Annotated in this window: 17 protein-coding genes; 14 read left to right on the top strand and 3 right to left on the bottom strand. The window is 46.0% G+C overall.

Annotated features, from left to right (window positions below; genetic code table 11):
* Positions 1-54 precede the first annotated feature (54 nt).
* The 13 genes from leuS to lipA all read left to right on the top strand — a co-directional run bounded on the left by leuS (position 55) and on the right by lipA (position 13,156).
* Positions 55-2,697 (top strand): leucine--tRNA ligase, encoded by a 2,643-nt coding sequence (gene leuS, locus ACFO4O_RS02785; RefSeq protein WP_382405810.1) that lies wholly within the window; start codon positions 55-57, stop codon positions 2,695-2,697.
* 57 nt (positions 2,698-2,754) lie between these two features.
* Positions 2,755-3,378: an LPS-assembly lipoprotein LptE gene (locus tag ACFO4O_RS02780; protein WP_382405808.1), complete on the top strand. Its 624-nt coding sequence runs from the start codon at positions 2,755-2,757 to the stop codon at positions 3,376-3,378.
* Entirely contained in the window at positions 3,378-4,409 is a 1,032-nt protein-coding gene (holA, locus tag ACFO4O_RS02775; protein WP_382405807.1) for a DNA polymerase III subunit delta, read from the top strand. Before ACFO4O_RS02780 ends, holA begins: the two co-directional genes overlap by 1 nt.
* Positions 4,409-5,173: a nicotinate-nicotinamide nucleotide adenylyltransferase gene (locus ACFO4O_RS02770; protein ID WP_382405806.1), complete on the top strand. Its 765-nt coding sequence runs from the start codon at positions 4,409-4,411 to the stop codon at positions 5,171-5,173. Before holA ends, ACFO4O_RS02770 begins: the two co-directional genes overlap by 1 nt.
* On the top strand, positions 5,170-5,487 hold the full coding sequence (gene rsfS, locus ACFO4O_RS02765) for a ribosome silencing factor (protein WP_382405804.1): 318 nt from the start codon (positions 5,170-5,172) through the stop codon (positions 5,485-5,487). Before ACFO4O_RS02770 ends, rsfS begins: the two co-directional genes overlap by 4 nt.
* A 13-nt stretch (positions 5,488-5,500) precedes the next feature.
* Positions 5,501-5,971 carry a 23S rRNA (pseudouridine(1915)-N(3))-methyltransferase RlmH gene (rlmH, locus tag ACFO4O_RS02760; protein WP_382405802.1) on the top strand — a complete coding sequence of 157 codons (471 nt, stop codon included), beginning with the start codon at positions 5,501-5,503 and terminating at the stop codon, positions 5,969-5,971.
* Between the two features lie 11 nt (positions 5,972-5,982).
* Positions 5,983-7,911, top strand: coding sequence for a penicillin-binding protein 2 (mrdA, locus tag ACFO4O_RS02755; protein ID WP_382405800.1), 1,929 nt, complete (start codon positions 5,983-5,985; stop codon positions 7,909-7,911).
* Positions 7,908-9,020 carry a rod shape-determining protein RodA gene (gene rodA, locus ACFO4O_RS02750; RefSeq protein WP_382405799.1) on the top strand — a complete coding sequence of 371 codons (1,113 nt, stop codon included), beginning with the start codon at positions 7,908-7,910 and terminating at the stop codon, positions 9,018-9,020. Before mrdA ends, rodA begins: the two co-directional genes overlap by 4 nt.
* Before the next feature lie 28 nt (positions 9,021-9,048).
* A complete protein-coding gene (locus tag ACFO4O_RS02745; protein WP_382405798.1) occupies positions 9,049-10,023 on the top strand; it encodes a septal ring lytic transglycosylase RlpA family protein in 975 nt (324 codons plus the stop codon).
* A 110-nt stretch (positions 10,024-10,133) separates the two neighbouring features.
* A complete protein-coding gene (locus ACFO4O_RS02740) occupies positions 10,134-11,282 on the top strand; it encodes a serine hydrolase (RefSeq protein ID WP_382405797.1) in 1,149 nt (382 codons plus the stop codon).
* Complete coding sequence (gene ybeD, locus ACFO4O_RS02735; protein ID WP_382405795.1) at positions 11,279-11,545, top strand: DUF493 family protein YbeD; 267 nt, start codon at positions 11,279-11,281, stop codon at positions 11,543-11,545. The genes ACFO4O_RS02740 and ybeD overlap by 4 nt, the downstream gene beginning before the upstream one ends.
* A 71-nt stretch (positions 11,546-11,616) precedes the next feature.
* On the top strand, positions 11,617-12,201 hold the full coding sequence (gene lipB / locus ACFO4O_RS02730) for a lipoyl(octanoyl) transferase LipB (protein WP_382408198.1): 585 nt from the start codon (positions 11,617-11,619) through the stop codon (positions 12,199-12,201).
* Positions 12,194-13,156 (top strand): lipoyl synthase, encoded by a 963-nt coding sequence (lipA, locus tag ACFO4O_RS02725; RefSeq protein ID WP_382405794.1) that lies wholly within the window; start codon positions 12,194-12,196, stop codon positions 13,154-13,156. Before lipB ends, lipA begins: the two co-directional genes overlap by 8 nt.
* Positions 13,157-13,230: 74 nt before the next feature.
* Here lipA and ACFO4O_RS02720 read toward each other — a convergent pair whose 3' ends face one another.
* Genes ACFO4O_RS02720 through rimK form a run of 3 tightly spaced genes read right to left on the bottom strand, consistent with a single transcriptional unit; the run spans position 13,231 to position 15,637 of the window.
* The gene (locus tag ACFO4O_RS02720) at positions 13,231-13,683 is read right to left on the bottom strand and encodes an ATP-dependent zinc protease family protein (RefSeq protein ID WP_382405793.1); all 453 of its coding nucleotides are present in this window, start codon (positions 13,681-13,683) and stop codon (positions 13,231-13,233) included.
* A complete protein-coding gene (locus ACFO4O_RS02715) occupies positions 13,680-14,729 on the bottom strand; it encodes a succinylglutamate desuccinylase/aspartoacylase family protein (RefSeq protein WP_382405792.1) in 1,050 nt (349 codons plus the stop codon). The genes ACFO4O_RS02720 and ACFO4O_RS02715 overlap by 4 nt, the downstream gene beginning before the upstream one ends.
* A gap of 2 nt (positions 14,730-14,731) precedes the next feature.
* On the bottom strand, positions 14,732-15,637 hold the full coding sequence (gene rimK, locus ACFO4O_RS02710) for a 30S ribosomal protein S6--L-glutamate ligase (RefSeq protein WP_382405791.1): 906 nt from the start codon (positions 15,635-15,637) through the stop codon (positions 14,732-14,734).
* 308 nt (positions 15,638-15,945) lie between these two features.
* On the opposite strand from rimK, the gene ACFO4O_RS02705 reads away from it, so the two are divergent.
* The gene (locus ACFO4O_RS02705; RefSeq protein WP_382405789.1) at positions 15,946-16,866 is read left to right on the top strand and encodes a mechanosensitive ion channel family protein; all 921 of its coding nucleotides are present in this window, start codon (positions 15,946-15,948) and stop codon (positions 16,864-16,866) included.
* Positions 16,867-16,871: the final 5 nt, after the last annotated feature.

Below are 16,871 nucleotides of genomic sequence, written 5' to 3'. Positions count from 1 at the left end.
GGCAAGTTATTCTATAGGGCTATTGCTAACAAAAAAACGAGAATCGCAAGCTACATGTCCAGTTACGACGAAAATGCAGACAACGCGCACCAATACGACCCACAAACGATAGAATCACACGCACAACAGCATTGGTTAAACACCAAAGTGTTTGATGCGAACCAAGACGACAGTAAAGAGAAATATTACTGCATGTCAATGTTCCCCTATCCCAGTGGTCGTCTGCACATGGGTCATGTTCGCAACTATACTATCGGTGATGTGGTAAGTCGTTTTCAGCGCATGCTCGGTAAAAACGTGCTTCAACCCATTGGCTGGGATGCCTTTGGTCTGCCGGCAGAAAACGCGGCGATTGAAAATAAAACCGCGCCCAGCAAATGGACATTGCAAAACATCGAATACATGAAGGGGCAGTTAAATGCCTTAGGTTTTGGCTACGATTGGCGCCGTGAAGTGACTACCTGCGACCCTGAATATTATCGCTGGGAGCAATGGTTTTTTACCCGTTTGTTTGAAAAAGGCTTGGTGTATAAGAAAAACGCCACGGTTAACTGGGATCCAGTTGACCAAACCGTATTAGCCAACGAGCAAGTGATTGACGGACGTGGCTGGCGCTCTGGTGCGTTAGTTGAGCAAAAAGAAATTCCGCAATGGTTCATCAAAATTACCGACTACGCCGACCAACTGCTAAACGACCTAGATAAATTACCCGACTGGCCGCAGCAAGTAAAAACCGCGCAGCGCAACTGGATAGGCCGTTCTGAAGGCGTTGAAATAAGCTTTAGCCTAAGCCAAGAGAGTGCGGGTTACAGTGAAATTGAGGTGTACACTACCCGTCCAGATACGCTCTATGGTGCTACCTATCTTGCGATTGCGGCACAACACCCTATTGCTCTAGGACTCGGTGAGCACAACAACGACATTAGCGAATTTATCGAAAAGTGTAAAAACACCAAAACCGCCGAAGCCGAACTTGCCACAATGGAAAAGCTTGGCATAGATACCGGACTTACTGCTATCCATCCCCTAACGGGCGAAACAGTGCCTATTTGGATTGCCAATTTTGTATTAATGGGATACGGCTCTGGCGCTGTGATGTCGGTACCTGCGCACGACCAACGAGATTGGGAGTTTGCAACAAAGTACAGTTTGCCAATTAAGCAAGTTGTTGAATTTAAGAGCGAAGATGCAGACGCTGATTTATCGAAAGCGGCATATTGCGAAAAACATACTGTTATTAATTCTGGTGAATACTCTGGTCTTCCGTTTGAAGAAGCATTTGACGCCATCGCAAATAAACTGGCCAGTATGGATAAAGGCAAAAAAACCGTGAATTACCGCTTACGTGATTGGGGTGTATCGCGTCAACGTTATTGGGGCGCACCCATCCCTATTGTTAACGACGAGCACGGTAATTCGCATGCAGTTAGCGCCGACGACCTACCGGTTGTATTGCCCACCGATGTTGTCATGGATGGCGTAACATCACCTATAAAAGCTGACCCACAATGGGCTCAAACCGAACACAATGGCGTTGCTATGCAGCGTGAAACAGACACCTTTGATACCTTCATGGAATCTTCGTGGTATTACGCACGCTATGCATCAGCGCCAAAAAACGCAATGCTCAACCCATCCGAAGCAAACTACTGGCTGCCGGTAGACCAATACATAGGCGGTATCGAACACGCGATATTGCACCTTTTATACGCGCGATTTTTTCATAAGCTTTTACGCGATGAAGGTTTGGTTTCATCAGATGAACCTTTCAATCGTTTACTTTGCCAAGGCATGGTCCTGGCCAATGCGTTTTATTCAAAAGCCGATAACGGCAAAGAAATTTGGCACGCACCAGACACCGTCACACCCATTAAAGACGACAAAGGCAGAATCATAGGTGGCACACTTAGCGAAAGCGGTGAGAAGGTGGAATACGCCGGCATGATCAAAATGTCTAAATCAAAAAATAACGGCATTGACCCACAAAAAGTGATTGATATTTATGGCGCTGACACCATCCGCTTATATACCATGTTTGCTGCGCCACCTGAGCAAGATTTGGAGTGGATTGAGTCGGGTGTAGAGGGAGCAAATCGCTTTTTACGCAGGTTGTGGCGATTGGTGAATGAGTTTGCTCAAACACATTTGAAACAATGTGCTCAGAGCCAAGCGCAAAGTATCGATAAAATCTCGCTGTCTAAGTCTCAAAAAGCGCTTAGAAAAGAGATACACAGCAAAATTGAAACCATCACCGATGATATTGAGCGTCGTCAGACCTTCAATACCGCGGTAGCAAAAATGATGGAGTTGCTCAACGCTCTGCAAAAATATGAGATTGCAGATGAGCAGGACGCCTCCATATATGCTGAGGGTCTTATTGCGCTTGTGAAAATGCTAAACCCTTACACACCGCATATTTGTGAGTCTTTGTGGCAATTACTCGGGCAAACCGAAGCCCTGCAAACGGCAGCTTGGCCTCAAGTAGACAAAGCCGCATTAGTTGAAGATGAAAAATTGATCATTGTTCAGGTAAACGGCAAACTGCGCGCTAAACTTACCGTAGCAGCTGATATCGACAAAGCCTCGTTAGAGGCAATGGCTCTGGCTCACGAAAATGTTAAAAGCTTCACTGAGGGTAAAACGCTTCGTAAAGTAATTGTTGTGCCCGGCAAGCTCGTAAACATTGTTGCAAACTAATACCGGACAAAACATGGCTTTAATCACTGACATAAGCAGCAATACTGGAAAAGCCTAATGCATATCAAGCAAATAATTAAACCGAGGGGCAATCAAGCGTCTCGTGCGTTTGTTAGTCAAAAAGCGTATCGAAGCTTATGTTTAACGGCTCTGCTAAGCCTTGCCTTAATGCTAGGCGCATGCGGCTTTACTTTGCGTGGCTCCCAAGCACTGCCGCCCACCCTCGATACGGTGGTTATTAACGCTTCGATACAGTACAACCCGCTGACTCGTGCCCTTAGCAGGCGTTTGCCGGTGTATCAATTAAACAGCATTAACGCTGACTCAAACGAGCTTGAAAGCCTTGACCCAAGCAAGGTAGTACTGTTGAGTATGCAGCCCGAATCGCTTGAGAGAAGACTGCTGTCGGTATTTTCAAGCGGTCAGGTTGCCGAGTACGAGTTAATATATTCAGTGGACTATCAGGTCACCTTCCCGAATGCCGCTCCTATCAACAATACGATGTCGGTATCAAGAGAATATCAGGATGATCCGCAGCAAATATTAGCGAAATCCAGAGAGCTCGAGCTGGTAATGAATGAAATGCGCGCCGAAACAGCCGACCGAATCATTCGTCTTTTATCAAGCCAATATACCTTGGCACAAAGCAATGCAAACACCAATAATGCGGTTCAGAACTAATGCAGCTCAAGCCTAATCAATTTGAGGCGCACTTAAGTCGCAACCCCCTGCCCTCTATCGTGCTGTTATTCGGTGATGAGCCGCAGCAGAAGCAAGATGTGATTGACGCCTTACGTAAACAAGCAAAGCTCGCCGGCTTCGAGGAACGTCAAACATTAGTGGCAGATGGCGACTTTTCATGGCAGCAACTAATCGATGCTACCCAAGCCATGTCTCTATTTTCTGACAAGCAATATATTGAGCTTACCTTGCCCACCGGCAAACCAGGTACACAAGGTGCTGCCGTGTTAAGCGAGTTAAGCACAAGCTTGACCGAAGATACGCTTTTGCTCATACAGGGGCCCAAGATTGGAAAGGATGTGCAAAACACAAAGTGGTTTAAACAGCTCTTATCACATGCTTGGTTTTGTCACTGTTATGAACTTCAGGGTGGACAGTTGCAGCAATGGGTCAAACAGAGAGCCGCTCAAGCCAAGCTTCCACTTACGCAAGACGCAATTAGCCTGATTGCCGATATGAACGAAGGTAACTTGCTTGCCGCCAACCAAGAGCTTGAGAAACTGGCTCTGTTGTTTGTGAATGAAACAAGTATTGATGCAAGTCATGTGGCTAGGTCGAGCGTGGATCAGTCTCGCTTTACGGTATTTCAATTTACCGATGAAGTGTTAAGCGGCAATATGCGCCGAGCAATAAAAATACTCTATCGCTTAGAAAGCGAAGGATTAGAGCCAAATATTATTTTATGGTCGCTGATTAAAGAGGCCCAGCTCCTTGAACAATGTCAAAGTTTTCGTCAGCGCGGAGAGAGCATTCCATTTGCTAAAATGCGTATATGGCAAAACAAACAGGCGCTGTATAACGCAGCCCTGATGCGTTTAAGCGCCGGTCATCTAAGTGTGCTCATTGGGCATCTGCAGCAAGCCGACGCTTTATTAAAATCGGAGACCTTACATAAGCCGTATGTGATGTTGAGTCATTTAGCGCTCTTGTTTTTACCCGCTCCTCTCGAACACTTTTCGCTTAGCGCATAATGAGCTTACCGCCCTATTCGCTCAAAGCTATATTTGGAGGTACCTTCGACCCACCTCATCTAGGGCACCTAAGACCCTTGTTAAGTTTGCTCGACACGCTTAATTTAGATCATTGCGATATCGTGCCTAGCCATATCCCTGTGCATAAACAGACTCAAACTGCAGCCGCTCATAGACTGAAAATGTGCGGGTATTTTGCTCAGGCAGACTCTCGCTTGCAGGTTAACGATATTGAAATAAAACATGATAGACCGAGCTTCTCTTCAAACACGCTAGCTGAGCTTGCCCAAACTCACCCAAACACTAGCATTTGTTTTATTTTAGGTCTCGACGCATTTTTAGGGCTCGCCTCATGGCATAAATCGGAGGTTCTATTTAAGCAATGCCACTTTATTGTAATGATGAGAGACGAAGATAGTGATCTTGCAAATGAACTTACAGGTGATGGCTATTCCGATGCTTCGATTGGCGTAAATTCGAGCTCACTTAGGTATTTACCGGCTTCTTTGCAAGCCTTACTGCCAGAAACCATTTATTTGTGCGCCGAGCAAGGACAAAAAGCGCAAAATCAACACATAAACGGTATACTACGTGCATCAAAACATGGCGAGGTGGTGTTCTTTATGAACAAGGTTCATGAAGTGTCGTCAACTCAGGTCAGGCACGCATTGGCGCGCGGTGACTCAATTAAACACTATTTATTACCTGAAGTAGCTGATTACATTCAGGAACATTCTATTTATAAAACAAAGGCAGAAGATTGAAAGATACTACATTAACACAGTTTATTATCGACAAAATTGAAGACATGAAAGCCCGTGACGTTGTCGTTATCGACGTGGTCGGTAAAAGCACTGTCACCGACACTTTAGTTATTTGCTCTGGTAATTCAAAGCGTCATGTATCGTCCATTGCTGAGAACCTTATTAAAGAAAGCAAGCTTGCCGGACATCCCCCGTTAAGCGTAGAGGGTAAAGACGTTGGCGAATGGGTATTGGTAGACTTAGGTGACTGCGTTGCACATGTTATGCAAGATGAAACCCGAGACTTCTTCCAGTTAGAAAAACTCTGGCAATAGACTACCGCTCTACATGCATATTCAAATTGTTGCAGTTGGGAACAAAATGCCAAAATGGGTGGTCGAAGGCGTCAATGAATACGTGAAGCGCTTTCCTATCGACTGCCGAGTAAACTTTACAGAAATTGCGCCCGGAAAACGGGGTAAAACCACCAACATCGATAAAACGATTTTTGATGAGGGTCATCGCTGCCTGCAAAGTATCGCCAAAGGTAATCGCATCGTCGCTCTCGAAGTTGACGGCAAGGCGTGGTCAACGCCTCAATTGGCACAACAAATCGAACGATGGAAAATGGACGGTCGCGATGTGAGCCTGCTGATTGGCGGCCCAGAAGGTTTGTCGAAAGCGTGTAAAGAGGCAGCCGAGCAAACGTGGTCATTGTCAAAGCTTACTCTTCCACATCCTATGGTAAGAGTCATTGTAGCCGAGGCGCTGTATCGAGCTTGGTCGGTCACGCAAAATCACCCTTACCATAGAGAGTAGTATAGTAAAAAATGATGAAAAAACGTCAAACCATCCGCGACCATTCCGCTGAGGCAAATCTTTTTGCTCGCAGAGCGTTTGTGTCAATGCTGCTGGTGGTCGCTTTTTTAAGTCTGATTGTCATTAATCTTTACCATCTTCAGGTTAATCAGTTTGAGGATTATCAAACACGCTCAAATGGCAATCGCATAAAGGTCTTGCCCATTCCACCTAATCGCGGTCTCATTTACGACCGTAATGGGGTGATATTGGCAGAAAACAAACCCGTTTTCAGCCTTGAGATTATCCCGGAAGAAGTCGACGATTTAAGCGAAACATTGGCTCAACTGAGCGAATTAATGTCGCTCAGCCCTGATGAAATCGAAAATTTTGAGAAAGAGCGAAAGCGCCAGCGCCGATTTAAGCCGGTGGTGCTTCGTAATCAGCTAAGTCAAGAAGAGGTTGCCTTATTTGCCGCAAACCAGCACCGCTTTGATGGAGTGACCATAGAGGCCAGGCTGTCGCGATACTACCCGTTTAAAGATACGCTTACGCACATGCTAGGCTATGTGGCCCGCATTAACAAACGTGACCTAAACAAGCTAGAGAAGAACGGCGAAGCAGCAAACTATGCGGCTACCTATGACATTGGTAAACAGGGAGTTGAAAAATATCACGAGCGCGTACTGCACGGTACCGTTGGTTATCAGCAAGTAGAGGTAAACAACCAAGGGCGGATAATTCGCGTGCTCGATGTGCAGCCGCCCATCCCCGGACGCGATATTGCATTAAACATCGATATAACGCTACAACAAAAAGCACAGGCACAACTTGCCGGTCGCAGAGGTTCTGTTGTGATCACCGATACCCGCACCGGCGGTATTTTAGCTTTATACAGCAGCCCAAGCTACGACCCAAATTTGTTTGTTCACGGCATAAGCCAAAAAGAATATTCTAAATTGCTTAACTCCAAATACAGCCCACTGCTCAACCGAGCCACTCAAGGACGCTATCCGCCCGCCTCCACCATTAAGCCGCATTTGGCATTAGTGGGATTAGAAGAAGGCATAATTGATTCGGATACCGAGATAAAAGACACCGGGACTTACCGCTTGCCGAATGTATCTCACGTTTGGCGGGATTGGAAAAAGTGGGGGCATGGCGACGTTGATGTCACCAAGTCCATAGAAGTGTCGTGCGACACATTTTACTACGATTTAGCGGTTAAATTGGGCATTGACCGCCTACATGAAACTATGACTGAATTTGGTTTTGGCGAATTTACGGGTGTAGATTTATACGAAGAATCTCAGGCTATTATGCCCTCACGAGGCTGGAAACGCGCTCGATTTAACGAAGCGTGGTACATGGGTGACACGATTTCGGTTGGTATTGGACAAGGGTATTGGAATGCTACCCCGCTGCAGCTCGCTCAGTCTGTGAACTTTTTAGTGAACAAAGGCGAGAGACACGTGCCGCGTTTGTTAAAAGGCTTCATGGTTGAAGGCGACATTCAAGATATTCCCATTGAAATGAAGCCACCTATGCAAATAAAAGACGAGGCAAACTGGGACATTGTGTTAGATGCTCTGTATGGCACTGTTAACCGCGAGGACGGAACTGCTAAGAAGGCATTTGAGGGTACAAGCTACATCTCGGCGGGAAAAACGGGAACCGCGCAGCTCTTCACGGTTGCCCAAGACGCTGAATATGACGAAGACGCCATATCAGAATATTTGCGTGACAACGCCATGTACGTTGGCTATGCCCCCTATGATGCCCCCGAAATAAGTATCGCAGTAACCATAGAAAACGCTGGCGGTGGAGGCTCAAATGCAGCGCCTCTAGCGCGTGAAGTGATGGATTTTTATTTTGAAAATCGACCCGACAATCGTATTGCGGTAGCCACCAGTGATGCGATGCAAAACACACCTAAAAACGCTGCGGATGCGAGCCAATGAGCAAGGCATTTACACCCGCTAGACGTTCTTTATTAGAGAAAGTCCATATTGATGGTTTTTTACTTTTTTCACTAGTGTCACTCATGGTAGTGGGTCTTTTGACCATCTATTCTTCTGGCGGCCAAGACTGGGAATTAGTGAACAGACAGTTTGTACGCCTCGGGCTTGCTATGACGGTTATGGTAATCCTTGCGCAAATACCGATGATGTTCTATCAGCGCATCGCAGTATATTTTTATGCGGGCGGCATTTTAATGCTAGTGGGTGTTTTGCTCTTTGGCGATATGGGAAAAGGGGCGCAGCGATGGCTCGACTTTGGATTTATTCGCTTTCAACCATCAGAAATCATGAAGCTTGCAGTGCCGCTAATGGTGGCCTGGTACATTAGCAAGGGCAATCTTCCCCCGCGTTACCGCGACATTTTTGCAGGCTTCATACTCGTTTTTATACCCACTATATTGATTGCAAAGCAACCTGATTTAGGAACCTCGCTACTCATTGCAAGCTCTGGTATTTTTGTGCTGTTTTTATCGGGCATGGCGTGGAAACTCATAGGATTTATTGCACTTCTTGGAGGCGCTTTTGCGCCCATAATGTGGTTCTTTTTGATGGAGGAGTATCAAAAGCAACGAGTAACCACATTCCTTAATCCAGAGAGTGATCCACTTGGCTCGGGTTATCACATTATTCAATCGAAAATTGCCATTGGTTCAGGCGGCGTAGAAGGGAAAGGATGGCTTCAAGGGACGCAATCGCAGTTAGAATTTTTGCCAGAGAGACATACCGATTTTATTTTTGCAGTGTATAGCGAAGAGTTTGGCTTAATAGGCGTGATTGGCCTGCTCATCATGTATTTGTGCATTATTTTACGTGGACTTTACATTGCCAACCGAGCGCAAGACGCATTTAGCAAATTAGTAGCCGGCAGTATTACCTTAACATTCTTTGTATATGTGTTTGTAAATATGGGGATGGTGTCGGGGCTTTTGCCCGTGGTTGGCGTCCCCTTACCCTTAATCAGTTACGGCGGGACATCGATGGTGACATTGCTTGCCGGTTTTGGCATATTAATGTCGATTAGCACGCAAAAACGCCTGCTATCGCGATAATTCTCTTTTAAAATAGGTGCTTGACGCTATGTTTAGGCTTGAATTTAAGCGTGTTTTAATTCTGTCAGCCTGCCTCATATTCATGCAGGCCTGTTCAACTGCGCCCACCGGTCGCTATACACAAAAACAAGATTCTGCGCCTCAGTTTGAGTATGGCGAACTCAGCTTTGTGGAGCCAATTCCGGTTTATGAACCTTACAGCGTTTGGACCAGCCGGCCATATACCGTTTTAGGCGGTTACTACACCCCAATGTTAGACGCTAAAGGCTTTGAAGATACCGGCTATGCGTCGTGGTACGGGCAGAAATTTCATGGGCATACCACTGCAAACGGTGAAACCTTTGATATGTTTGCCCTAACCGCTGCTCATAAAACCCTCCCCCTTCCCTCTTTTTTACGCGTGACTAACCTAGAAAATAACAAAACTGCCACTGTTAGAGTCAACGATAGAGGGCCCTTTCATGACGATAGAATTCTAGATTTATCCTACGGCGCGGCGAAAAAACTGGGCTTTCACAGTAAGGGCGTCACCAAAGTAAAAATAGAGGTAATACATGTTAGTCCCTCCGGTGTGGTAACAATTGGGAAATCGGCCCCCACCAACAGTATGCTTGCCAGCACACAAAAAACGACTGCAACAAACACAGTAAATGCAAAAAACCAAGTGGTTACCAGTACGGCCGCTAGCAAAATAAATCAGTCTTTAAGCACCACAGAAATGCGCATTAACGCTGAGAATAGTCCCGACATCAATGAGGAGTCTTTGCAAGATACGCTTTTGTTTGTGCAAGTCACGGCGAGTTCGAACGAATCAAAAGTAAGAGAGCTTGCCACCGGCTTGTCAAACTTACTACAAGTCACCAACAGCATCCCTAAGCTTAATGATATCTATCGCCTGCATTTAGGCCCAATGGAAAATGAACAAAGTGCGCAAAAACTTATCCAAGACCTACAGAAGATTGGATTTGAAAATGCATTCCAAGTTGAATTTAATCCTCAGTAGCGCTAAATGCTGAGAAAGTCCGTAAAACACTGTTGTTAGCCACGGCAATACGCTAAAATTCCGAGTTATTTCGATAATAAAAAGACCACTAAAAAGGTAGCTTTAAAACCATGCGCTTATTTATCTTCATTATCACTATGTTAACCGTTAGCCTAGCGAACGCTGCGGTTGTTATCCCCCCCGCCCCCACGGTAGCAGCGGGCGGCTTTTTATTGATGGACCACCATACTGGTCACATCATTGCTGAAAAGAACATTGACCAGCGCCTCGCTCCGGCAAGCCTAACCAAGATCATGACGGTTTACGTAGTGGGTAAAGAACTAAAAGCCGGCAATATTTCGCTGACCGACGAAGTGCTCATATCTGAGAACGCATGGGCGAAAAACTTCCCTGACTCATCAAAAATGTTTATTGAAGTTGGCACGCGCGTTAGCGTAGATGAATTGCTTCAAGGCATTATGGTGCAATCTGGAAATGATGCGTGCGTGGCCATCGCTGAACATGTGGCAGGCTCTGAATCAGCCTTTGCCAGCATGATGAACGCACATGCGCAAAGTCTTGGCATGACCAACACAAACTTTGTTAACAGCCATGGTTTACACGACCCTGACCACTACACATCACCGCGCGATATGGCCCTGTTGTCAAAAGCTCTAATCGCCGAACTGCCGCAGGTCTACGCTTATTACAGCCAGCGCGAGTTTACATACAACGGCATAAAGCAATTTAACCGTAACAGCTTATTATGGGATAAAAGCCTAAACGTAGACGGTATTAAAACCGGTCATACATCAGACTCTGGCTACAGCCTAATAACTTCAGCAACTCAAGGCGATATGCGACTTATTTCAGTGGTTATGGGCACTGAAAGTGAGCGAGCACGAAAAGCTGAAAACAAAAAGCTGTTGCGCTACGGCTTTAGATTTTTTGAATCACTTACACCTTACAAAGCGGGGCAGAGTTTTGTAGCCCATCGCATTTTCATGGGTGATAAAGACACCGTAGAGCTTGGAATTAACGTAGATACCCCCATAACTATTCCCCGTGGACAAGCCGCGCAGTTAAAAGCGCATTTTGAGCTTTCAGAAAAACTAGAAGCACCCATTAGTAAAGGTAAAGAAGTGGGTGTTTTGAGTTTAAAACTAGAAGACGAAACAATTGCAAGCTATCCGCTTGTTACGCTTGAAGAAGTGCAAGAAGGCGGAATATTTGACCGCGCGATGGATTGGGTAAGCATTAAATTAGGGCTAGAAGATTGATGGAAACACGATTTGACGAACTGCTGGATTTTCCATGTACCCAAACCTTTAAGGTAATGGGGCTAGCGCATCCAAGTTTGCCGGATAAGATTATTGAGTGCCTTCAGGTGCATGCACCTGGAGATTACTCTCCGAATGTAAAGCCTAGCAGTAAAGGTACCTATCACGCCGTTTCAATTAGCGTAATCGTTACCAGTAAAGAACATATGGAAACGCTTTACACGGAACTTTCGAATATAGACATTGTAAAGGTAGTGCTTTAGGTTTGAGTGCATCTTCTGACGTGATTGTTCGAGATTTAGGACAACAAGACTACTTGCCTATTTGGCACAAAATGCAGTCGTTTACCGACTGCCGCGATAGTCAAACACAAGATGAAATTTGGCTAACCGAGCACAGTCCTGTTTTTACTCAAGGGCAAGCAGGTAAAGCCGAACATATTCTCAACGCCGGCGATATTCCTATAGTTGATGTCGATAGAGGCGGACAAGTAACCTACCACGGCCCCGGTCAGCTAATGATGTACATTCTATTGGACATTCGGCGCGCTAAATGGGGTGTGCGTGATTTGGTTTCTGCACTCGAACAGAGTATTGTGGCGACCTTATCCGAGCACGGCACGTACGCCTACCCTAAAAAAGATGCACCAGGCGTGTATGTTGACGAAAAAAAGATATGTTCTGTTGGCCTGCGTATCCGAAAAGGCGCATCATTTCACGGTTTAGCGTTTAATGTGGATATGGACTTAAGTCCGTTTAATCGTATTAACCCATGTGGATATGCCGGGCTTGAAATGATAGATTGCACGCAAATACAAGGCCCACAAACAATGCGCGAAGCGAAAAACGCGGTCGTTAAGCATTTTTGCGAAGCCCTAAAGATTAATCAACTGGTGTTTAAAGAAGGTTTTGATGAGTAATTCACGAGCACAAGCAGGCGTTAAACTTAGAGATGAGGATAAAGTAAAACACATTCCCATCACCATCGTTCCGACTGAAAAGGCCGAGATGCTGCGTAAGCCTGAGTGGATCAAGATTAAGCTACCACGCACTACCGACCGCATAGACCACATCAAGCAGACCTTGCGTAAAAACAAACTGCACTCAGTCTGCGAGGAAGCAAGCTGCCCTAATTTAGCCGAATGCTTTAATAAGGGTACCGCTACGTTCATGATTTTGGGCGACATTTGCACGCGGCGCTGTCCATTTTGCGATGTTGCCCACGGCAAACCGTTACCACCGAGTGCTGAAGAGCCAGAAAAACTCGCCAAAACCATTGCCGAAATGGGACTGAACTATGTGGTTATCACGTCGGTAGACCGTGACGACCTTAGAGATGGCGGTGCACAACATTTTGTTGATTGTATCAATGCGATCCGCGAGCACAGCCCTAACACAACCATTGAAGTACTCGTTCCAGATTTTCGTGGCCGTATGGACAGAGCCTTAGAAATATTGAAAAACGGTGTACCAGACGTATTTAATCACAACCTAGAAACTATCCCACGCCTCTATAGAGAATGTCGTCCTGGTGCAAACTACAAGTGGTCGTTGGAATTGTTGCGTAAGTTTAAAGAACAGCATCCTGATGTTCCTACCAAATCAGGACTCATGATGGGCATGGGCGAAACCAGTGAAGAAATGCAGACGGTACTAGACGACCTGCGCGCTCACAATGTAAATATGCTTACGCTAGGGCAGTATTTGCAACCGAGTCGCCATCACTTCCCGGTAAAACGATACGTGCCGCCAGCGGAGTTTGATGCACTAGGTGAATACGCCAAGAAAATCGGATTTACGCACGCTGCATGCGGTCCTATGGTGCGCTCTAGCTACCATGCCGACAAGCAAGCAATGGGCGAAGAAGTTAAATAACAAGGACTCGGATTAAGCCATTGGCTCATGGGCAGCGCTTTGGCTTGCTTTCGCTTGCTTAGGCCTGCCTATTCTTACGTGCGATTTGATGCAACATAGTCAGCGCCTGGGTCGACTATGAACATGCCACTCAGAGCTTCTCGGCCTAATAGCATCAAGTGCGTCATTGAAGAGCGGTCCGTTAGGGTCAACTCAATATCCCATGAAATACCCGACATCATCGCTTGGGTTTTAATCACGTAGCGACGCTCTCGCTCACCATTTGATGACTTGATCCAGCGCCGGTCATGGATGGGCGCCCTACAACGAATCGTTTTATCAATATCGTGAAAGTCTGGATGAAATTCAAAACTAACCTGTTTGTCTTCTTTGTGCACAACGATATGATCAACATGCAGCGCAGAGGTTTGCGCGCCGGTGTCGATGCGAGTATTGATGCTACTTAAACCCACTAAGGGCAAATCGATACTTTCGACCACCCCTACCATCACTCTATCGTTGACATAGTTCAGCGCTGACTCACTCATGAATAAATTGTCTCCGCTCTGTCTGGCTCCGGCACAAGGCTTTCTTGCAACAATTCAATATTATCAGCTACCTCACCATGCTCTTCAAAGTTTGCAATGTGGTACATCGCATCACCCTCCTGTACAAGGGGAATATTCTGGCGTCCAATAATAACGCCAGATTTCGGCGCTTTTAACTTCTCAACAAATGAGCCCACGGGGCTACATATCTCTGCGAGGACTTCGCCTGCTTTTACATAATCACCCAAGCGTTTTAAGTCGCGCACAGTGCCGCTGGCACTGGCCCTTACCCAGCTTGAGTGGTTAGCAATGAAAGGGTCTACCGGCGCTGATTTTGAGCGTCGTTTGCGAATAACCCCAAGATGAGCAAGCACATTGAGCACGCCCTTTAAACCCGCACGAATAGAGAGCTCATCAAAACGCAGTGCTTGTCCGGCCTCGTATAGCAATACCTTAACGCCATGCTCTGAGGCTGCCTCGCGCAGCGAGCCATCGCGTAAGCTCGAGTTAAGCAGTACAGGCACGCCAAACGCTCTTGCCATCGCTTCGGTTTCTTCGTCTTTGAGGTTTGCTCGCACCTGCGGAAAATTACTGCGATGAATGGCTCCGGTGTGCAAATCAATCCCGTAGTCACACTTGCTCACAATTTCCTCCAAAAACAAATGCGCCACTCGCCCTGCCAAAGAGCCTTTTGGCGAGCCAGGAAAACAGCGATTAAGGTCGCGTCGGTCGGGCATATATCGCGATTGGTTTAGCATGCCGTAAACATTCACAATCGGCACCGCAATTAATGTACCGCTCAATAATCGAAATGACTTCATGGTGAGCAAACGTCGAATAATTTCAATTCCGTTTAGCTCATCCCCATGAATGGCCGCGCTAATAAAAACGGTTGGCCCTGGCTTTTTAGCTCGTATCACCTCAACCGGAATCGACACTTCGGTATCGGTATACAGGCTAGCAACGGGTAACTGTAATTTTACTCTGATGCCAGGTTTAATGCTTGTGTCGCCTATGGTAAGCAATTGTTTAGCGCCTGCGCTCATCTCTACCCTTTTCCTTTAGTGCGCGTATTGTGCGGTTTTTGGTTAGTTTCAATAAACTGAAAAATCATGCTGGCAATATCTTTGCCGGTCGCATTTTCTATGCCCTCAAGGCCCGGAGATGAGTTAACTTCCATGACCACAGGTCCTCGATTTGAGCGCAGTAAGTCAACACCGCATACGTTTAACCCCATGGCTTTAGCTGCCGCCACCGCGGTTGCGCGCTCTGCTGCTGAAATTTTAACGATTTGCGCTGAGCCGCCGCGATGTAAATTTGAGCGGAATTCACCCTCTTGGCCCTGACGCTTCATAGCGGCAACCACTTTTTGGCCTACTACCAAGCAGCGGATGTCAGCACCTCCAGCCTCTTTAATGAACTCTTGCACCAAGATATTCGTGTTGATGCCCATAAAGGCCTCAATAACACTCTCTGCTGCCTTGCTCGTTTCTGCAAGCACCACGCCCACCCCTTGAGTCCCCTCAAGCAGTTTTATAACAAGAGGCGCGCCGCCAACGTTTTTGATCAAGTCTTTTATATTGTCGGGACTGTGGGCAAAACCCGTACGCGGCAAACCAATGCCCTTGCGTGATAAAAGCTGAAGCGAGCGCAATTTGTCGCGCGAACGAGAAATCGCAACAGACTCATTGACACTGAACGACCCTGTCATTTCAAATTGACGCACAACAGCGGTGCCGTAAAAAGTAACCGATGCACCAATGCGCGGGATCACCGCATCATAATGTGGTAGAGATTCGCCCTTAAATCTCACCATAGGTTTAGCGCTTGTGATATCCATATAGCAATGCAAGGTGTCTATCACGTCCACCTCGTGTCCTCTTGCCTCACCCGCCTCTTTTAAGCGGCGAGTTGAGTACAAGTTCTTATTTCGAGATAGTATTGCGATTTTCATATATTAAACCTTTATAAGTTGTTTTGCGGTCCGCATCAAAACAGAATTAGGCTGACCACGTTTAATTACCATAACAAAGGTAGTATTGATTAGCGAATCAAGGCAGGGCCATATAAACGGATGGAACATAGTTGGCTGTTTGACTAAGAAATTTTAATTGTCGCTTTTTACTTGATTTTTCAGCATAGATAAACAAATTCTTTCATTCGAAAACACATTTTTTTCAGCTATCATGTTAACCAGCGAGGCTTGTTGCTATTAAGCTTTGATTAATTTGCCATTTTTACGCACAAAGAGTGCTTATTTATATGAAAGAAGAGTTTAATCACCTGATAGAACAACTGTATTCACTAATTAACTTCGTGGCTTTTTCTTATGGCGAATACGAGGTTACCGTGGGCGAAATACTTATTGTGCCCACCTACCTCATTGTTAGTATTTTTGTGATTAAATGGCTGGGCAGATTTATATTCAATCGCTTAATGGCAAACAAGGTTGAGCCCGACGTAGCGCACCTATTTAAACGTATTTACAACGTCGCAGCGCTCATCGTTTTATTCATCACCACCTTAGAACTAATGGATGTGCCACTTACCGCCTTTGCTTTTGTCTCGGGCGCTATCGCAATCGGTGTGGGTTTTGGTGCGCAAAACATAATTAACAACTTTATTAGCGGCTGGATACTCATGTGGGAGCGCCCTATCCGCATCAATGATTTTTTAGAGATTGATAATGTCGCGCGCGGTAAAGTAGAAGCAATCAACACGCGCTCTACACGCATCAGACGAGTTGATGGTGTCCACATGCTGATTCCCAATAGTAAACTGCTCGAAAACACCGTAGTAAACTGGACATTAGTGGACAATATGATGCGCACGTCCGTAAAAGTAGGTGTTGCCTATGGTTCACCGGCTAAAAAAGTGTCTACCCTTATTGAGCAAGCGGCAAAAGAGCAGCCCGATATAATGACCGACCCGCTTCCGCTAGTATTGTTTGAAGATTTTGGCGATAGTGCTCTGGTGTTTGAAATATATTTTTGGGTAAATGCAACGGTAGAACGAGACTTACGGGTCATTCGTAGCAACGTCCGATATCGTATTGATGAGCTGTTTGCAGAAAACGACATTGTGATTTCGTTCCCACAACGTGACATTCACATAGACGGCGCGCTGACGATAAAGGCTGAGGACCAAGCAAATGGTCCAAACGACATTAGCGCTCCAAAATAATAAGC

It is taken from the genome of Glaciecola siphonariae, from assembly GCF_042652645.1.
GTDB classification, from domain to species: domain Bacteria; phylum Pseudomonadota; class Gammaproteobacteria; order Enterobacterales; family Alteromonadaceae; genus Glaciecola; species Glaciecola siphonariae.
Note: the sequence above shows the minus strand (reverse complement) of the source record. Positions and strands in the feature narration are given on the sequence as shown.

Excerpts from the sequence above, each read along its gene's own strand:
- leuS (WP_382405810.1), top strand. The coding sequence starts at position 55 with ATGTCCAGTTACGACGAAAATGCAGACAACGCGCACCAATACGACCCA.
- ACFO4O_RS02780 (WP_382405808.1), top strand. The coding sequence starts at position 2,755 with ATGCATATCAAGCAAATAATTAAACCGAGGGGCAATCAAGCGTCTCGT.
- holA (WP_382405807.1), top strand. The coding sequence starts at position 3,378 with ATGCAGCTCAAGCCTAATCAATTTGAGGCGCACTTAAGTCGCAACCCC.
- ACFO4O_RS02770 (WP_382405806.1), top strand. The coding sequence starts at position 4,409 with ATGAGCTTACCGCCCTATTCGCTCAAAGCTATATTTGGAGGTACCTTC.
- rlmH (WP_382405802.1), top strand. The coding sequence starts at position 5,501 with ATGCATATTCAAATTGTTGCAGTTGGGAACAAAATGCCAAAATGGGTG.
- mrdA (WP_382405800.1), top strand. The coding sequence starts at position 5,983 with ATGATGAAAAAACGTCAAACCATCCGCGACCATTCCGCTGAGGCAAAT.
- rodA (WP_382405799.1), top strand. The coding sequence starts at position 7,908 with ATGAGCAAGGCATTTACACCCGCTAGACGTTCTTTATTAGAGAAAGTC.
- ACFO4O_RS02745 (WP_382405798.1), top strand. The coding sequence starts at position 9,049 with ATGTTTAGGCTTGAATTTAAGCGTGTTTTAATTCTGTCAGCCTGCCTC.
- ACFO4O_RS02740 (WP_382405797.1), top strand. The coding sequence starts at position 10,134 with ATGCGCTTATTTATCTTCATTATCACTATGTTAACCGTTAGCCTAGCG.
- lipB (WP_382408198.1), top strand. The coding sequence starts at position 11,617 with ATGCAGTCGTTTACCGACTGCCGCGATAGTCAAACACAAGATGAAATT.
- lipA (WP_382405794.1), top strand. The coding sequence starts at position 12,194 with ATGAGTAATTCACGAGCACAAGCAGGCGTTAAACTTAGAGATGAGGAT.
- ACFO4O_RS02720 (WP_382405793.1), bottom strand. The coding sequence starts at position 13,683 with ATGAGTGAGTCAGCGCTGAACTATGTCAACGATAGAGTGATGGTAGGG.
- ACFO4O_RS02715 (WP_382405792.1), bottom strand. The coding sequence starts at position 14,729 with ATGAGCGCAGGCGCTAAACAATTGCTTACCATAGGCGACACAAGCATT.
- rimK (WP_382405791.1), bottom strand. The coding sequence starts at position 15,637 with ATGAAAATCGCAATACTATCTCGAAATAAGAACTTGTACTCAACTCGC.
- ACFO4O_RS02705 (WP_382405789.1), top strand. The coding sequence starts at position 15,946 with ATGAAAGAAGAGTTTAATCACCTGATAGAACAACTGTATTCACTAATT.